The organism is Pseudomonas sp. GW821-FHT02A11 (assembly GCF_059421985.1).
In genome coordinates this window covers 48,775-66,514 of the sequence record NZ_JBWKWB010000001.1, presented here as the reverse complement: position 1 = coordinate 66,514, position 17,740 = coordinate 48,775, and the positions used below count along the sequence as shown (strand labels likewise).

Below are 17,740 nucleotides of genomic sequence, written 5' to 3'. Positions count from 1 at the left end.
ATATGCCTCGCGTTGCAAACGTTCACCATGCCGCCGTGTTGTCTTTTAAGCAAAATCGGACCCACTCTAATGTTTAAAAACTCTTCGTCGGATTCCATTTATGCGCTTGTGGCCACCACGGGCTATTTGCTGTTGGTTGATTTAGCCAAAAAAAACATTACTCCGATCGAAAACGAGCGTCCCGAGTATTACGGCATTTCATGGCAGCCCCATTCTGATCAGCTTGTCTTGTCGCACTCCTGCGTGGATAACGCCGCGATGCAAGACATTACGGATTATGTGAACTCGGAAAAAGGTTATATCTCCAGTGGCCTAGAGAGAAGCGTAGGCGTGCTGTCAGCGCCCCATCAGGTCATTTGTGCCAGTGACGGCCGGATCGTCTGCACCAACACCGGACGCAATGCCTTGACTGTTCTGGACCTGCGCAAGCCGGGGCATTTTCAGGAACAGCAGATTTCGCCAGCGCGCTGGGATCGGCTTTCCACTGCGCACATCACGGGGGACCACCTCAACTCGGTCTTCGAACGGGACGGGCGTCTCTACGTCATTGCCCATGGACACCATATGGGAGCGACACTTGCAGTTCTGGAATATCCAAGTTTGCAGATCGTGGAGTTGCAGAGCATCACGAATCGGACCGGGCTACACAACATTTGGATAACCGATGAAGGCCAGAAGATTTCGTGCCATAGCAACATCGGTTCGTTGATTGATCTAGCCAGTAATGAGGTCATCTGGTCGTCGGGAAATCCGATCTATACCCGAGGCCTGGCCGCTACCGAGGATTTCCTGGTCGTTGGTGAGAGCCAAATGACCGGACGAGATCTGCGTCGCAGTTCCATGAGTGGCTTATGGATCGTTGATCGGCGGACCTACCAGACGCTGGACTATCTATGTCTTGGACCTTACGGCGCAGTGAATGAAGTACGCCTATTGAACGTTCCTGACCTTGCTCATCACGGCCACGTATTTCTCGGTATGGAACAGCTACTAGCGCAAAATCTTTTCGTCAGAAGACAGGAGCTGAGTTTGCGCGCCTCTAATCTTGCCTCTTTCGAGGCCGAAGTCTGGGCGGATTTCGAGAGCATTCTGGGCGTGCCGACTCGGGAGGAAGGGGGCGTCAGGAAGGCTGGTCCTCAAGGGTTGTGCATCATCACGCAAAAGAGCTTAGATGACGGATCCTCTTTGGATTTCCGTTACGCCCTTGATCCGGTGCATGATTCGTCGCATGTGTCTGTCGTGCTCTATCAGGGCAACGGCAGTGATACGGACATGCATGCACTACTCCTCCAACCTCAGGACCATGTGCACGCATCGCTTGGGTTGTGGACCAATGACGGCGTTGCCTGGACCACGGATGCGTCAGTCCATATACCTGACTTGCCCATCAGCGGTCGCATTCAGGCTGACAGAGATAGCGACGGTTTGAAGGTGACGCTTGATGGTCAGTTAGTGCTGTCGCTAACAGCTGAAGAACTGCCGATGATCGCTGGCGCTCTGGGGATACGTTGGTTAGGCGCCTCCATTTCTCCAGCGTCCAACTAATTCGTGCAGCGTTTTACAAGGACCATAAATATGGACTTGAACGAGAACATAGTTTTGGCTCGCGGGTCAGTCACGGCTGTGGATCGAGCGCAGCGGCTGGGACAGCGACCTTTGGTCATTTGGTTTACGGGCTTGAGTGGTGCGGGTAAGTCCACACTTGCCTTCGCGTTGGAGCAGGCCTTGTTTAAGGCGGGCAAAATGCCCTACACCCTTGACGGTGACAATGTGAGACACGGGCTGTGTCGAGATCTCACTTTCACGCCTCAAGACCGCTCTGAAAATATCCGCAGAATCGCTGAGGTCGCCCGACTGATGTGTGATGCAGGGATGATCGCAATTGTTGCGTGCATCTCCCCGTTGAAACGTGATCGCGAACTGGCGCGGTCAGTCATCGGTGCTGAAAGATTTATGGAGATTTATCTAAGCACGCCATTGGCCGCCTGTGAAAGGCATGATCCAAAGGGGCTTTACCGCAAGGCAAGAGCCGGGCTGATCAAAGAGTTCACCGGCGTGAGCGCTCAATATGAGGTACCGGAATACCCAGCGCTTACATTGGACGCCAGTGATAAATCGATTGCCGAATGTCTGGAGGAACTAGGTGAGATGCTCATGCTGAAGCTGAATAGATCCTAAGCGTAAACAGCGTCTTAGGAAAAGGCGCTGTTTGAAACGCTTGGAAGACTGTTTTCAACGCAGGCTTGAAACGCAGTCAGTAACGTGGCCGGCGGGCGCTCATGATGCGAGGGCGGGCAGACAGCCACAGCGAGACACACTTTTGCAGAAGTGTGGGTTTTGCTACCACGGTGACCCGACGCTTTTTCAAGGTCAACGGCTCGTCGTAATGAGACGGATATTTCGACTCGTGCAGCTCGTAGCTGAAGTCCTTTTCGTTCATTTTTTCAATCCTTACTACCTGGGATTTAAACGGGGCATTGATTGTAGCGGCAGTGTGCCATAAATTACTACCGATTGTTTCATGAAGTTAACGCTATAGCGTTACGGTGGTGTGAATCGTCGACGCTACACCAGTCGCGGCGGCACTCTATCGATGCCGAACCAGGAGAAGTCCTGCTGGCCGCTCGTATGAGGCAATCGGGAACAATGCTGAGGATGGGTTTCGATTAGACTGCCGTGCGAGCGGCAATCTCATCCAAGGCATCTGATCGGCCGTCTACTGAATACCGTTGAGCAACGGCGTCAGTTGACTGATGGCGGCTATCCTAGGGTCATAGGGCTGGCCGCCGTACGGTAATAATTCCCGAATTCAATCACCACCAAGAATCGCAGGGAGTATCATCTTGGAGAAGGTTTTGGACCTGCTGTCAGTCAGGTGCGCAATGTCAAACTGTGCCGGGGAACCATCATCTGAGGCGAGTGGGCACTCTCCAGTCGGGCACAAGATCTTCATGATCGGCACATACGTGACATCGCTTCGACCCGCGAATCGCTGAGACATCACATTTTCGGAATCATCCAGGAATCCTCGTTCCAGATCCTTCGACGAATACATCTTCTCTCCCGATTTTACATGCTTTGAGAAGATGACAGGAATCTTGCGCTTATAGAGTGGAGATTCGCCGAGAATGACCAGCTTCGTGCGCGTTTTCTGGAGTTTCTGAAGGGGGGCTTCAAATAGGGTCATGGTTTCTCTGTTCACTACTCAGTTATCGCCCAAGATAAGCAAAATCCGGTTTGTAGTTAATGATTCCGGATAAATCTGAGCGTTGAACTCTGTGCAATTCGGGTTTGCTTTGACGACGATGTTTACGATCGGCGGGCAGGCTGAAGCTGAAATAAGCGCCAGTGAATAGCCGTGCTGTTCCAGTAGAGGCTTTAATCCAAAATAGTATTGCGCTGCATGGCTGTCGCCCCAGATCATCGCCTTCTTCAAACGGCCTTCGGGAAGACATGGAGAGAAGTCGATACCGCTGTGGATATGCTTGGCTTCAAAAAAAAACTCGCCTGTAGGAAATGCTGCAGGGGGTCATATTGAATGTATGACATGGCTTTTGCTACGCGCTCATCGGGGCTTTTAGTAAAACCGTCGTTGTATACCGTGAGTCCCGAGATCGCCATGACAGAAATTAAGAAGGCGAGGGAATAACTATACATGCGCGCTGACGAGTTATTTATTTTGGGTCCGCGGAAGCGGTTTTCGATAAGCTTGAAGCATAGCGCTGTAAGAATTTAGGGCGCGACAAATACAATGAAGTTGAACTCAAGCTTCTCTGCGTCTGGAAACAGGCGTTTGCCGAAAACGATGAGTGGCCAGCGAAAAAGATACATTGAATATGACAGCCTGCCTACGTGTCGGACTGCTGCGTTTTCTAAGAACATGGTCGACAGAAAAGGGCGTTTTCGGCCCGCCATTAAAGCGATGGCGGTTCCCAAGCAAGGTAACAGCGCGTTGAAACCAGGAAAGCTGGTCTCGGCACTAAAAATGCATATGCAGGATGTGATGAGCGCGATGCCAAGTAAGAGAGAGAGGTTGTCGCGAAGCGGTGACTTTGCTCGGGCTCCTTTGGGGATCGCGATAGCGCAATCGACCAAAAGTTCGTACGCTCTGAAGGGTAAGAGGAAGGCCGTCGACGGATTATGCCTGAGCGTCCATTGCGAAAGCACGACAGATAAAAAAGTATTGAGATAATTCCCGCAGCCAATATCGGCTTTTTGAATTTGATTAGTGCAATGGCAAGAAATGGAAAAAATATACAGAACTGTTCTTCAACGCCTAGGGGTTATAGGTGAAGCAACGGCATTTCAGTCGCTGTGGATGAAAAATAGCTTGAGGTAAGAAAATAGTAGATATTGGCCGAAAATGCCGAAACGACAAAAGCAGATTTGGCAAATGCGCCAGTTCTTGAGAGTACATGAAGATCGCAGTAAGCGAGGCCGAAAACATGACCGCTGCCATGAAGGCGGGAAGAATTCGCCGGGCTCTTCTCTTGTAAAATGTAGATAAGGAGAAGGATTGGTTATAAATTTCAACGTAAATTATTTTGGATATTAAATATCCTGAGATAACGAAAAAGATATCTACGCCAACAAACCGCCATTGAGCGCACTTATATTCAAATAATAGAAGATGACGCTCAGGACCGCTACCGCCCTGAGCCCATCGATGTGAGGCATGTACTTTAGATGCTGCTGATCCATCTCGTTTTCCTAAAAAAACGCCATGCTGGTGAGGTACGGGATATAAGCCAATCTATGGGGGTCATGGTATCCGTTACTCAACGCCCGCTTTTGACGAGCGTCAAATTTTAATTCACGCAAAAAATTTCCCACCTTGCAGCTATACTGGTATGTATCCGGCCAGCAGTTACAATTAATAATTGGGATCTACCTGAATGCGGGTTAGTCTCCCAGATAAACCATATTGGCTGGGGTCAACCTTTGCCGAGATGGAGATGATATTGACTCCCGCAACCATCGAACCGTCAGGAATATCGCCAGAAAACTGGCCAGGACTTGACCATGTGAGAGGAACACTTTTTCCATTGATCGCCATCGTCAGATTTTCTCTGATTGTGCTATTGATGAAGTCTGTGAACTCTCCAGACAGCGTATAGCTGTGGTTCAAGGGAGTGAATGTAAAGTTCAATGTTGCCAGATCATTGGTGATCCAAGCGATCGCATCATGATGAAAATTGTTCACTGTCCACTCCGCCGGCCTCCATCCTGAGCCAGCCACAGGAAGCTCCAGGCTCCACCAGTCGCCAAAGTTCCAATGGTAATAGTCCTTGGCTCGCGGGTCAGTCAGTCCCGCCATAGACAAAGCGGGGGAGCCGGGGCTCAGTACATTGCGGTAAATTTTAGCGAAGTAGCTTTGATTGTCTGCCCGCGACAGATATTGCAGCTTGGGACTAAGGGGTTGTCCAGCTTCACCGTCGGGATCAGCAACTACAACGACAGCAGCTGATTTTTTAATATGCACAGCAGGAAGTTCTGGACGTTTCGGGATATAGGGTCCGGTGACAGCTTCTTGATAATGGAAAACCCACTCGTCTGAAGTTTCCTCACAGCTGCCTTTCCTCGCTAGATTGTCGGGTTCCTGCCATTCGTGACTGGGCATGCGGCAAATCTGAATGCCTGCAAAATCGTGCCCATAAACGTAGGTCAACGCGGCTCGCAGGTTGGAAGCTAAAAACATCCATGTATCGTTGAGTTCGCTCGTTTTATCCAGAACGATTACTTGCTTTGCGCTGAATGGCTCGTCCAGCTTTTGAACGATGCTGGTCAGAATTGCCTTTTCACGTTCGCCCAAGGTGAGGTAGTGGTTGAATTGATATAGCTGTGTGCAGAACCCCGTCAGGAAAAGAGCAGCCAATAGCGCTCCGCCGATGGGTTTGAGGTACCTGATAATGACGATCGCGACGGATATCGTCATCAGCACGCCTCCCAGGCTGGCGAACAGGAAGGTCCTCTGGCTGATGCTCTGGTGCGACAGCGAAAGCAGGAAAGGGGCATAACCCAGTAGCGTCAGCAATATCCCCACGACCAAGATGCGCGCGGTGACAGGGTTTGCAACACCAACGGATAATGCTGCCTCATTTCTGGACGTTTTCAGCAGGTATACAACGACCCCAAAGATGCCAGTAAGCACGAGAATCGCGTACCAGTAATTCGAGAACTCTGTGTAAGTGATCAACATTGCGTCGTACCATCCACCCAGCGCCGTCCTTAAAAGGCCGATAGAGAACAGATGAGGGAAGGAATGTTGCAGTGTTGCCAAGGTGTCCTGTCCTGAGATGTTGCTTTGGTAGCTTTTGACGTGAGGGGCTGTGTAAATAACGTAGCCGATGTAAACCAGGACTCCGAAAAACCACAGGGCGTGTTTCCCCAAGTGTTGCCAGGCTTTCCCCAGCGTGTCCTTCAAACCGTTCGCCGCAAAAAGCGTCAGCAATGGTAACGGCGACAGTAAAATCGACGCTTCGTACATGCTGCAGGCTGATGCGACCAGACCCGATGCTACCATCGCATGAGTCCAGCTACCCGATTCTCCGCTAACGGCTTTGAGCTGCAATATACTTGCACTGAGCAGCAGGCTGAGTGCCCAGTTGATGTGTATCGAGCGAAACGACAGCTGCATCGTGTCGGCAGGATAAATAATGATCAGCAGTGCGGCGGCGACGGCCAGAACCCCGGATTTTGTAATTCTTTTAATCAGCAGGCTGGCGCAAATCCCTTTAATTATTAGCGACAGTGCTGAGAGGACGTTCCAATAGAAAAATGAATGACTGTCCAGGTAGTAAGCGATGGCCTGAGGTAATATCGTCAACGGCCTTAATGCATGGATGGGCAGCGGGCTGGAAACATCAGTTACAAAAAAGAGCCCGTAATTTACGAACATCCCCAAGATGTTCCATTCTTCGATATTTCCAACCAAGTCAAAACCAAAGGGCGCCCATATCGCCAGGATCAACAGGGTGGAGGGCAGTACATGCAGCAATAGGCCGTTCAATGAAACCGGTGTGCGTTGAGCTGATATCGGGCGTTGAATGGGTAGGATTTTAGTTGTCATGGTTTTTTCTGTTCGAGGGCGTTACGGGTGTGCTGCCGGCTTGTAGCACCAGCTTGCTTAGGATGTATGTTACAGGGATAAGTAATATAACGATTGCAAGCGGGGCTACTTTTTCATTGATTCTCAGTTTTTCGACCAGCACAGACAGCAACATCGCCGCAATGAAATATTGGATGATGTAAACCAATGGGTACAGTAGAAAAGTCTTCCATGACTGTATTACCTTGAACACGAGTTTCGAATTGAAAAAGTAGGAAAAAACGATCCCGCACGCATAAGCGATGCCGTAAGCAACTTGATAGCTGACGATCAGGTTCAGCAGTAGGTAAATAGCGAAAGTAAGGGCGGTGTTCAAACCGCCCCCCACCAAGAAATAGGCCCAGCGTTTCAGCGAGGCCGCGAAGTTCGTATTGTCCATTTAACCGGCAATCGAAGTCAGGTTAGTAAACTCGGTGTAGTTACGGATGTAGTCGGCAGCGTCGTAGTAATCGGAGGTGAATACCAGCAAGACAGCGTCTTCGGAGTACTTGTATTGTATGCCCCACGTCATCGGAGGCAGATAAACACCTTTGTTCGGCGCATCCAGCATGACTTCTGCGCGGTTTTTCCCGTCGTCCACGACTACGGCGCAGCTCCCCTTGACGCAAATCAGGAATTGATGACATCTATGATGGGCGTGCTCGCCACGGGTTTTCTGGCTAGGGACATTGAAGACGAGGAAATAACGCTTGGGTGTGAAGGGGATCTCCTTCTCGAATTCACCCACCGAAAGGTCTCCACGCATGTCGGGAACAAGCTTGAAGTTGTGCAACGTGACATCGCCCACGCCCACTCGGTAGATCGACTCTTTGTGATCGCCAGTTTGCACAGGTTCATGCGTCTGACTATCACTCGAACCCGGGTTTTTCACATAGCCTGTAATCCTCGCTGGCGAACCTGCGACGATTGCGTAGGGTGGGACCGACTTCGTAACGACGGCACCTGCGCCTACCATGGCGCCCGTTCCAATGGTAATGCCTGGCAGAATGACGGCGCCTCCGCCGATCGACGCACCATCGTGGATAACGGTCTGAAGGAAGTTTTCCGGAAACACCTTCGATCGTGGAAACTTGTCATTAGTGAAGGTCACATTAGGACCCACGAACACATCGGACCCTATTCTCAACCCGTCCCAGACATACACACCCGATTTGATAGTACTTCGATCGCCGATGATGACATCGTTTTCGATCAAACAATGTGAGCAGACATTCACGTCGGCCCCGATGGTGGCTTCTGGAAGAATCACCACGTACTGCCAGACGCGAGTGTTCTCTCCGATCTTTTCGCTTTGTACATCAGCGGTCGGATGAATGAAGTTCTTAGTCACGATATGTCCTCTCCCAGTTGTCAAGCTGCATGCTGACCACTGCTAACGGGCGCTGCTTGGTGTTTTCATAGGCCCGCCAAGCATAGTCGCCCACTAGGCCGAGGCCCAGCAGGTTGAGAGTACCCAGCAATAGCACGACGATCATGGTGGCCGCATAACCGGGCACTGCGATGGCTCCGCTGATTTTCGCGATGATGACCATCAGGCCGATCGCCAATGACACGAGTGAGCCAATCGTGCCCATTCTGATCAGTAGCCGGATCGGGTAGTCAGTGAACGCGAAAACGCTGTCCATCATGTATTCGACTTTTTTCTTGAACGTCCAGGCTGACTTGCCTTCCTGGCGAATCTGGCGTTCGTAGCTTACGAATTTGCGTCGGAAGCCCAGCCAGAATATCAACGCGATCAGTGAAGAGCGCGACTCTTCAAGCTTGAGCAATTGGTCTCGAAAGATTCTATTGCATCCAAAAATGTCCACGCCACCTGCGGGCATGTCATGCACCACCAGTTTGCGGTACAGCCCCCAAAAAATGGATGAGGCTATTCGGCTGGCGAAGGGATCCTTGCGGGCGTTACGGGTGCCTATCGCCACGTCGCACTCATTGGCCGACAGTGCCTGGAAAAAACTGATCAACAGGTCTGGCGGCTCTTGCAAATCCGCCGCCATGACGCCGTAGTACTCGCCTGTTGCGGCGATCAGCCCGGTTCTGATGGCTGGGAATGAGCCGAAATTTCTGGCATGTGCCAGCAATTGGGCGCTGAAGGGCAGTGTCGGTAACTGCGCTTGCAGTCGCGAAAATGAAGCGTCCGGACTCCCGTCGACTACAAACACGGCTTCCATTTCATTGTTCAGGCGTTCGTTGATTTCAGTCAGAGCCACGATCAGCCGAGGGATCGACTGGGCATTTTTGTAGACCGGAATGATGACCGAGTACTTCATGCCTCCCATCCGCTGACGGCATTGATGACGTTGCTGACTTCGGCATCTGTCATTTCTGGATAACACGGCAAAGTCAGGATTTCAGCGGCAAGGCGTTCGGTATTAGGCAACGTGATCGCGTTGTATCGGCTATCGAACACTGGCTGCTGATGATCGGGGATCGGGTAATGGACGTCGGACGCGATTTGCTGGCTGCGCAGATGTTGTTGCAATGCGTCGCGAGCCTGGCAGCGGATGACGTACAGGTGGCCAACACTTGCATCACCGCATTGCTCCGGATGAAGGATGCTGGCCTGCTTGATCTCGCGACTGTAACGGTCTGTGATCTGGCGGCGTCGGCCGTTGCACGCGTCCAAGTGAGGCAGAAATTCAGATAGGATGGCGGCCTGCATTTCGTCCAGACGGCTGTTTCTCGCGCCTGCGAGCTCGACCCGATATTTGGCTGACCAACCATACTGGCGAAGTTGAGTTACCAACTGTGCTGTTCGTGGATCGTTGGTGACGACAGCTCCACCATCACCCATTGCACCCAGGTTTTTAGTTGGATAGAAGCTGAAGCTTGCAACATTGCCAAAGGTACCGACCCGTTTGCCATGCTTTAGGGCACCATGGGCCTGCGCGCAGTCTTCCAGCAGGGGAACGCCCTGTGCAGCACAGTACTCGGCTATTTCGCGAATTTCAGGAATAGCCAGTCCATAAAGATGCGTCACGACTACGAATTGAGCGCCTTGGGCGACCGCTACCTGGACATCGGCCAAAGTCACGACCTTGGTTTCTAGACTCACATCCATGAATACCGGCTCGCCGCCGAGCGCGAGAATCGAGGTGGTGGTGTACATACCTGCGTTTGCGACCGTGGCGACTTTGGCACCCTTGTCCACACCTATTGCTTTGAGAGCCAACTCGATCGCATCAGTGCCGTTGGCAACGCTAATGCAGTGCGCGGCCCCCAAATAGTCCGCAAAGCCTGCTTCAAAACGCTTTACCTCCGGCCCCAGGACTACCCAGCCGCTGGTAATGACCCGTTCAACCGCCGCATCGATCTGTGTCCGATAGGCACTGATTTTCGCAGCGAGGTTGTTGATCTGTTGCATTAAATGACTCTCCCTTGCAGTTAAGCGTCCGGATCACACGGTTGTCAGGAAAAAGCGCGATGCCTCTCGCTTCCATGCACACTCATCGACTGAGTATCGATAACCGGCCTTTATTGATTGGAGGAGGATTCTAACGTCCGCCAACATTTACACCAACTGAAATGGCGATCCAGGATTAAACCTTCAAACCCATTTTCAAATTAAACGTGTTGCCCGCTCGGAGATGCATCTGCCGCACCTGCCCAGAGGCGAGTGTCGTCGCTGTCTGGGGCGTTTCGTGGTACCGTCCCGACCGTTTTCAATGCATGGTGCCAAGATGGCAAAGAGTGTTTTGGTTACTGGGGCTTCCGGATTCTTGGGAAGCGCACTGATTGCAAACTATTCGTCTGTTCCTGACGTCACTGCGATTGGAGCGGTACGGTGTCGGAAGCAGGGAAAGGTTGATGCAGCTCTGAGGATCATGGCCAGCCTTGAGTCTGAGTCGGATCACAACCACATGCTGCGTGATATCGACGTCGTCATCCACACTGCCGCCCGCGTTCACATCATGAATGACGCCGCCGCCGACCCGCTCGCGAGCTTTCGCGAGGTGAATACGGCCGGCACACTGAATCTCGCACGCCAGGCCGCCGCTGCCGGGGTGCGGCGCTTCATCTTCATCAGTTCGATCAAGGTCAACGGTGAATCCACCGCGCGTGGTCAGCGGTTCGGTCCGGACGATCTCTCCCAACCGCTGGATCCCTACGGTATTTCCAAGTTCGAAGCGGAGCAGGGGCTCTTGGAGCTTGCATGCAATTGCAGCATGGAGGTGGTGATCATCCGGCCCGTGTTGGTGTATGGGCCGGGCGTAAAAGCTAACTTCTTGCAATTGATGCGTGTCTTGAGCAAGGGCATTCCGTTGCCGCTGGGAGCGATCGACAATCGGCGTAGCCTGGTTTCGCTGGACAACCTGGTCGATCTCATCAAGGTCTGCGTGGATCACCCGGCAGCGGCGAATCAGGTATTTCTGGTAAGCGATGGCAATGATCTTTCAACGTCTGACCTTGCGCGCAAGCTAATCAAGCATTTGCATGCGCCGAACCGCTTGATTCCCGTGCCGCAACCTCTACTGTATGTCGGCGCCAGTCTGTTGGGGCGCAGAGCTGCGGCGCAGCGCGTCTTGGGTTCGCTGTGTGTGGACATCAGCAAGAATCGTGAGCGGCTGCAATGGACGCCACCGGTTTCTGTCGATGAAGGTTTGCGCAAGACCGTCGAGCACTTTTTAGCAACGGAACATAAATGAATTATTGGTGGTTGGTGGTTGCGGTTGTCGGGGTTTCGTTCGGTTTGACGTATTGGCTGCGACGCTACGCGGTGCACAAGAGCTTGCTGGATATTCCCAACGGCAGGAGTTCTCACACGATTCCTACGCCGCGAGGTGGTGGCGTGGCCATTGTCGTCAGCTACCTGGTGGTGCTGGCGCTGCTAGCAGGCGCCGGCGTGCTGCCGTTTTCCACCTTCATGGCCTTATTTGGGGCGGGCTTGCTCGTTGCCGGTCTGGGCTTTCTCGACGATCACGGGCATGTCGCAGCCCGCTGGCGGTTGCTCGGCCACTTTATGGCTTCCGCCTGGAGCCTGATATGGCTGGGCGGGTTGCCGACCATCTCGCTCTTTACTATGTCTGTCGATCTTGGGTTGATCGGTGATGTGCTGGCTGTGATCTACCTGGTGTGGCTGGTCAATCTGTACAACTTCATGGATGGTATAGACGGCATCGCCAGTGTCGAGGCGGTATGCGCCTGCCTCGGGGCCGCGCTGATTTACGCCTTGGCTGGTCATCCCGAGCATATCTGGCTACCGGTTCTACTGGCAGCTGCGGTTGCTGGCTTCCTGTTCTGGAATTTTCCTCCCGCGCGGATCTTCATGGGCGACGCTGGCAGCGGTTTCCTCGGCATGATTCTAGGCATCCTGACCATTCAGGCGGCCAGTATTTCCTCGCAGTTCCTGTATTCATGGCTTATTCTTCTCGGTGTTTTCATCGTAGACGCTACAATTACCCTCATTCGTCGGCTCGTTCGAGGCGACAAGGTCTATGAGGCTCACAGAAGTCATGCCTACCAATTTGCTTCCCGGCGGTTCGGTAGGCACCTTCCTGTGACGTCCGCAGTCGGTGTAATCAATATTTGCTGGCTTCTGCCTGTTGCCCTCTGGGTGGCGCATTTCGGGCTAGATGGTGCTGTGGGCGTGATTATCGCTTATGTTCCGCTGGTGGTTCTGGCCATCCGATTTCGCGCCGGTGAGCTTGAACAGCGTTGAGAGGGGGAGCGGTGATTTCATCGCCATAATGATTCTTTGCACGTGACAGGAATCAACGACCGTTGCACCGGTCGATAGAAGGGAGATTGAACTCGTGCTCGAGGGATGCATGGAGAAAATTCGCGCGCTGCTGCTGGGATTGCCACGCCGTCAGAAGCGAGTCATTCAGGTTGCCACCGACATCTGCCTGGTCTGGTTCGCGCTCTGGATGGCCTTTGTGGTTCGCTTGGGTATCGATGACCTTATCAATCCCCTGGAAATTCATACTTGGCTGTTTCTCAGCGCGCCTGTTGTCGCCATCCCTTTGTTCGTCCGTTTCGGCATGTATCGCGCCGTCATGCGTTATTTCGGCAACGACGCTCTGGTAGCGATTATCAAGGCCGTCAGTCTCTCTGCATTGATTCTGGGCGTAGTCGTTTATCTCTACAGCAACCATCAGCATGTCGTCCCGCGGTCGGTGATGTTCAACTACTGGTGGTTGAGTCTGGTCATGATTGGCGGCCTGCGGCTTGCCATGCGTCAATATTTCCTGGGCGACTGGTTTTCTGCCACGCAGCATGTGCCGTTTACCAGTCGAGATGACGGCCTGCCCAAGGTGGCCATTTATGGCGCCGGCGCTGCGGGTAACCAGTTGGTCGCTGCCCTGAGGATGGGGCGCTCGATGCGTCCAGTTGCGTTCATCGATGACGACGACTCCATCTCCAATCGTGTCATTTCAGGTTTACAGGTCTACAAGCCCAAGCATATTCAGCAGATGATTGATGTCACGGGCGCGCAGGAAATACTGCTTGCGATCCCTTCTTCGGCCCGGGCGCGTCGGCGCGAGATCCTCGGATTTTTGGAGGGTTTCCCCCTTCACGTGCGCAGTGTTCCGAACTTTTCCGACCTGGCCGCAGGCCGGGTCAAGGTCGACGACCTTCAGGAAGTCGACATTGCAGATCTGTTGGGCCGCGATGCTGTGCCGGCTCAGGAGGAGCTGCTTGAGCACTGCATCAAAAAACAGCGCGTGCTAGTTACGGGGGCTGGAGGTTCGATCGGGTCCGAGTTGTGCCGACAGATCATTGCGCTCAAACCCACGACCTTGTTGTTGCTCGACCACAGTGAATTCAACCTCTACACCATTCTTTCCGAGCTTGAACGACGCATAGAGCGCGAATCGCTGAAGGTGAAAATCCTGCCGATTCTGGGGTCTGTGCGCGATCACGCCAAACTGCTGGACGTCATGAAAACATGGCGCGTCGACACCGTTTACCACGCTGCCGCCTACAAACATGTGCCAATGGTTGAGCACAATATCGGGGAAGGTGTGCTCAATAACGTGGTCGGCACGCTCAATGCCGCTCAAGCGGCGTTGCAGGCCGGCGTTGCCAATTTTGTGCTGATATCTACGGACAAAGCGGTGCGCCCCACCAACGTCATGGGCAGCACCAAGCGTCTGGCGGAGCTGATCCTGCAGGCCTTGAGCCGCGAGACCGCGCCGGTCATGTTTGGCGACCGAGCCAACGTGCATCAGGTCAACAAGACCCGCTTCATCATGGTGCGTTTCGGCAATGTGCTCGGGTCTTCGGGATCGGTGATTCCGCTGTTTCACCAGCAGATCAAATCTGGAGGGCCGTTGACCGTCACCCATCCGAAAATCACTCGTTATTTCATGACCATCCCCGAGGCGGCGCAACTGGTGATCCAGGCCGGGTCCATGGGGCAGGGCGGTGACGTGTTCGTGCTGGATATGGGGGAGCCGGTGAAAATCATCGAGCTGGCGGAAAAAATGGTCCACCTGTCAGGCCTGAGCATTCGTTCTGAAAAGAATCCGCATGGCGATATTTCCATCGAGTTCACCGGACTGCGTCCAGGTGAAAAGCTCTATGAGGAGCTGCTGATTGGCGACAATGTCGCGGTGACCAGCCATCCGATGATCATGAGTGCTCAGGAGGACTACCTTTCCTGGGACGCTTTTAAGCAGAGCCTGTCGCAATTACTCAAAGCGCTGGATGAAGACGACTACAACAAGGTGCGCCAGATATTGGGCGATACCGTGAGTGGCTATGCGCCAGAGGGCGATATCGTTGATTGGATTCATCAGCAGCGACGTAAAGAGCCTTGAGCACCGATGCTTTGACACGTTCGTTTACGTAGTTTCCAGCCAGTAGCATCCGGCCCGGGCCCTTGTGTTTTCGGGGTTTGCGCACCAGACACATCCCGTTAACTATCCCCGCATTGATGTTCCAGAGGCATCGTCTAGGTTTCAGAAGCAGCTCAGGAACGCTGCTTTCCAAACCCACGATGTCATGGAGCATTACTCATGCGTAAGTCCTACCTCGCGTCTCTCGTCTTCGCTTTGCTGGCTGGCACTTCCCTGGCGGTGAATGCCATGCCCGCGTCTTCGGCGCCGGCTTCGTCTTCTTCTGTTGCAGCGGTGGCTCCATCCGAGCAGTCAGGCAAGGTCAGCATCAACAGCGCTAATGCAGAAACACTGCAGAAAGAACTCAATGGCGTCGGCGCGGCGAAAGCAGCGGCGATCGTCGCCTATCGTGATGAGAATGGAGCCTTTACGTCCGTGGATGAGCTCATTGAGGTGAAGGGGATCGGCAAAGCGATTCTGGACAAAAACCGAGACAAGCTTTCGCTGGATTGACTGGCTCTTCAAACTGACAAAAGACCGATCTCTGATCGGTCTTTTTTTTACCCGCTAAGACCGGGTTCATCTTCCGTGGGCTTCACGTCTTGACATGGAAAATGTCAATCGACATATAATCATTTTAATTACGGTCGTAATATTAACTGGTTGCTACTCTCAACGTCCACGGAGAACCATCCCATGAGCATCACCAGCATCAAAGGTACAGCCCTTATCACCGGCGCTTCCTCAGGCATTGGCGCAACGTATGCGGACCGCCTGGCCAAACGCGGCTTCGATTTGCTGCTGGTCGCGCGCGACCAGGCGCGATTGGAAGCCTTGGCTGCTGATTTGCGCGCGAAGGCGTCGGTGAAGGTTGAGGTGCTCAAGGCCGACCTCACCAATGCGTCGGATGTTTCGGTGATCGAGCAGCGTTTGCGTAGCGATGCGTCAATCACGCTGCTGTTGAACAACGCCGGTGTGGCGTCGAGCACGCCGTTGGCCGAGGCGGATCTGGAAGAGGTTGATCGCCTGATTCAGCTGAACGTTGTCGCGCTGACACATCTGGCGTCGGCGGCGGCAGCCGGTTTCCTCGCTCGTGGTCGTGGTGCGATCGTGAACATTGCGTCGGTGGTGCCAATGATTCCTGAGCGCTTCAACGCCGTGTATGCGGCGAGCAAGGCGTATGTGTTGAGTCTGACTCAGTCGCTCAATGCCGAGGTCGGTGAGAAGGGTATTCAGGTGCAGGCGGTGATGCCGGGCGCCACGCGTACCGAGATCTGGGAGCGTGCGGGTATTGATCTCAATGCGTTCCCGCCGGAGATGGTGATGGATGTGAATGAGATGGTGGACGCTGCGCTGAGCGGTTTCGATCAGAAGGAGCTGGTGACCATCCCGTCGCTGGCCAATGCGGCCGACTGGGAGGCGTTCGTCAACGCGCGTCTGGCCTTGGGTCCGAATCTGTCGTTGCAGCATGCAGCGGCTCGTTACAAAAACTCAGGCGCGTGAATTCGTCCCTGTGAACGTTCTGAAAGTTGAAAAGGTGAAGGCATGAGCGAGCGTCGCATCGTAGTGACGGGTATGGGGCTGGTGACGCCGCTGGGCACGGGCGTCGAGGCGGTCTGGCAGCGGTTGTTGCAAGGACGCTCCGGCATTGTCCAGTTGCCCGACGACACGGTGGCGGATCTGCCTGGCAAGGTGGGCGGCCTGGTACCGCTGTTGGCCGATGATCCCGAGGCGGGCTTCGATGCCGACCTTGCAGCGCCGCCCAAAGAGCAGAAGAGGATGGACCGTTTCATTCTCTTCGCTCTGGCTGCGGCTCAGCAGGCTGTCGCGCAAGCGGGTTGGGCGCCCTCGACGGATGAGGAGCGCGAGCGCACGGCAACGATCATCGGGTCCGGCATTGGCGGCTTTGTGACGATTGCCGATGCGGTGCGTACCACCGATACCCGGGGCCCGCGCAGGCTGTCGCCGTTCACCATTCCGGCGTTTCTGGTCAATCTGGCGGCGGGCCATGTGTCGATTCAGCACGGCTTCAAAGGGCCGCTCGGTGCGCCGGTGACTGCCTGTGCCGCCGGGGTGCAAGCGATAGGCGATGCGGCGCGCATGATCCTTGCCGGCGAAGCGGATGTCGCGATTTGCGGTGGCGCCGAGGCGTGTGTCGATCGCGTCGCGTTGGGTGGCTTTGCGGCAGCCCGGGCGCTGTCCAGCGGTTTCAACGAGACTCCTGAAAAGGCGTCTCGCCCGTTTGATCGTGACCGTGACGGCTTCGTCATGGGCGAGGGCGCTGGCATCGTAGTGATCGAAACCCTGGAGCATGCGTTGGCGCGCGGCGCCACGCCGATCGTCGAGCTGGTGGGTTACGGCACCAGCGCTGATGCCTATCACCTTACTGCGGGCCCGGAAGATGGCAGCGGTGCGCGTCGGGCCATGCAGGCGGCGATTCGTCAGGCAGGCATCAAGCCTTCGGACATTCAGCACCTCAATGCACATGCCACTTCGACGCCGGTTGGCGACAAAGGCGAGATGGCGGCGATCAAGACGGTGTTTGGTGATCAGAATGGCGTTGCGGTGACTTCGACCAAATCGGCGACCGGGCATTTGCTCGGCGCTGCGGGTGGCATCGAGGCGATCTTCACGGCCTTGGCGATCCGTGACCAGATCGCACCCATGACGCTCAACCTGGAAAACCCGGATGAAGCTGCGCAGGGGATTGATATCGTCCGTGGAGAAGCCCGGCCGATGAAGATTGAGTACGCCTTGTCGAACGGATTCGGCTTCGGTGGCGTCAACGCCAGCGTGTTGTTCCGTCGCTGGCAGCCTTGATGATCTGAAGCAATGAAAAAGCCCCTGGTGT

General features: G+C 54.1%; 15 protein-coding genes and 1 pseudogene. 8 read left to right on the top strand and 8 right to left on the bottom strand.

Annotated features, from left to right (window positions below; genetic code table 11):
- Window positions 1-69: 69 nt before the first annotated feature.
- Together AC07V9_RS00330 and cysC are read left to right on the top strand one after the other, a co-directional pair.
- Complete coding sequence (locus AC07V9_RS00330; protein ID WP_495013714.1) at window positions 70-1,545, top strand: hypothetical protein; 1,476 nt, start codon at window positions 70-72, stop codon at window positions 1,543-1,545.
- Window positions 1,546-1,575: 30 nt separating this feature from the next.
- Complete coding sequence (gene cysC, locus AC07V9_RS00325) at window positions 1,576-2,178, top strand: adenylyl-sulfate kinase (RefSeq protein WP_495013713.1); 603 nt, start codon at window positions 1,576-1,578, stop codon at window positions 2,176-2,178.
- A gap of 76 nt (window positions 2,179-2,254) precedes the next feature.
- Here cysC and AC07V9_RS00320 read toward each other — a convergent pair whose 3' ends face one another.
- The 8 genes and pseudogenes from AC07V9_RS00320 to AC07V9_RS00285 all read right to left on the bottom strand — a co-directional run bounded on the left by AC07V9_RS00320 (window position 2,255) and on the right by AC07V9_RS00285 (window position 10,472).
- Window positions 2,255-2,440, bottom strand: a complete 186-nt coding sequence (locus tag AC07V9_RS00320; protein ID WP_495013712.1) for a hypothetical protein — start codon at window positions 2,438-2,440, stop codon at window positions 2,255-2,257.
- Window positions 2,441-2,809: 369 nt separating this feature from the next.
- A pseudogene (locus tag AC07V9_RS00315) lies at window positions 2,810-3,469 on the bottom strand (SGNH hydrolase domain-containing protein).
- 807 nt (window positions 3,470-4,276) lie between these two features.
- Window positions 4,277-4,753 (bottom strand): acyltransferase family protein, encoded by a 477-nt coding sequence (locus AC07V9_RS00310; protein WP_495014109.1) that lies wholly within the window; start codon window positions 4,751-4,753, stop codon window positions 4,277-4,279.
- A gap of 120 nt (window positions 4,754-4,873) precedes the next feature.
- Entirely contained in the window at window positions 4,874-7,069 is a 2,196-nt protein-coding gene (locus tag AC07V9_RS00305) for a hypothetical protein (protein ID WP_495013711.1), read from the bottom strand.
- Window positions 7,059-7,487: a GtrA family protein gene (locus AC07V9_RS00300; RefSeq protein ID WP_495013710.1), complete on the bottom strand. Its 429-nt coding sequence runs from the start codon at window positions 7,485-7,487 to the stop codon at window positions 7,059-7,061. The genes AC07V9_RS00305 and AC07V9_RS00300 overlap by 11 nt, the downstream gene beginning before the upstream one ends.
- On the bottom strand, window positions 7,488-8,438 hold the full coding sequence (locus AC07V9_RS00295) for a WxcM-like domain-containing protein (RefSeq protein ID WP_495013709.1): 951 nt from the start codon (window positions 8,436-8,438) through the stop codon (window positions 7,488-7,490).
- Window positions 8,431-9,378 (bottom strand): glycosyltransferase family 2 protein, encoded by a 948-nt coding sequence (locus tag AC07V9_RS00290; RefSeq protein WP_495013708.1) that lies wholly within the window; start codon window positions 9,376-9,378, stop codon window positions 8,431-8,433. Before AC07V9_RS00290 ends, AC07V9_RS00295 begins: the two co-directional genes overlap by 8 nt.
- Window positions 9,375-10,472, bottom strand: a complete 1,098-nt coding sequence (locus AC07V9_RS00285) for a DegT/DnrJ/EryC1/StrS family aminotransferase (RefSeq protein WP_495013707.1) — start codon at window positions 10,470-10,472, stop codon at window positions 9,375-9,377. The genes AC07V9_RS00290 and AC07V9_RS00285 overlap by 4 nt, the downstream gene beginning before the upstream one ends.
- A 316-nt stretch (window positions 10,473-10,788) precedes the next feature.
- Here AC07V9_RS00285 and AC07V9_RS00280 point away from each other — a divergent pair, with 316 nt between their 5' ends.
- The 6 genes from AC07V9_RS00280 to fabF all read left to right on the top strand — a co-directional run bounded on the left by AC07V9_RS00280 (window position 10,789) and on the right by fabF (window position 17,709).
- The gene (locus tag AC07V9_RS00280; RefSeq protein WP_495013706.1) at window positions 10,789-11,754 is read left to right on the top strand and encodes a UDP-glucose 4-epimerase family protein; all 966 of its coding nucleotides are present in this window, start codon (window positions 10,789-10,791) and stop codon (window positions 11,752-11,754) included.
- A complete protein-coding gene (locus tag AC07V9_RS00275) occupies window positions 11,751-12,767 on the top strand; it encodes an MraY family glycosyltransferase (RefSeq protein WP_495013705.1) in 1,017 nt (338 codons plus the stop codon). The genes AC07V9_RS00280 and AC07V9_RS00275 overlap by 4 nt, the downstream gene beginning before the upstream one ends.
- Before the next feature lie 109 nt (window positions 12,768-12,876).
- A complete protein-coding gene (locus AC07V9_RS00270; protein WP_495013704.1) occupies window positions 12,877-14,871 on the top strand; it encodes a polysaccharide biosynthesis protein in 1,995 nt (664 codons plus the stop codon).
- 198 nt (window positions 14,872-15,069) lie between these two features.
- Window positions 15,070-15,402 carry a ComEA family DNA-binding protein gene (locus AC07V9_RS00265; RefSeq protein WP_495013703.1) on the top strand — a complete coding sequence of 111 codons (333 nt, stop codon included), beginning with the start codon at window positions 15,070-15,072 and terminating at the stop codon, window positions 15,400-15,402.
- Between the two features lie 183 nt (window positions 15,403-15,585).
- Window positions 15,586-16,392 (top strand): SDR family NAD(P)-dependent oxidoreductase, encoded by an 807-nt coding sequence (locus tag AC07V9_RS00260; RefSeq protein WP_495013702.1) that lies wholly within the window; start codon window positions 15,586-15,588, stop codon window positions 16,390-16,392.
- Between the two features lie 42 nt (window positions 16,393-16,434).
- On the top strand, window positions 16,435-17,709 hold the full coding sequence (gene fabF / locus AC07V9_RS00255) for a beta-ketoacyl-ACP synthase II (RefSeq protein ID WP_495013701.1): 1,275 nt from the start codon (window positions 16,435-16,437) through the stop codon (window positions 17,707-17,709).
- The last annotated feature ends 31 nt before the right edge of the window (window positions 17,710-17,740 follow it).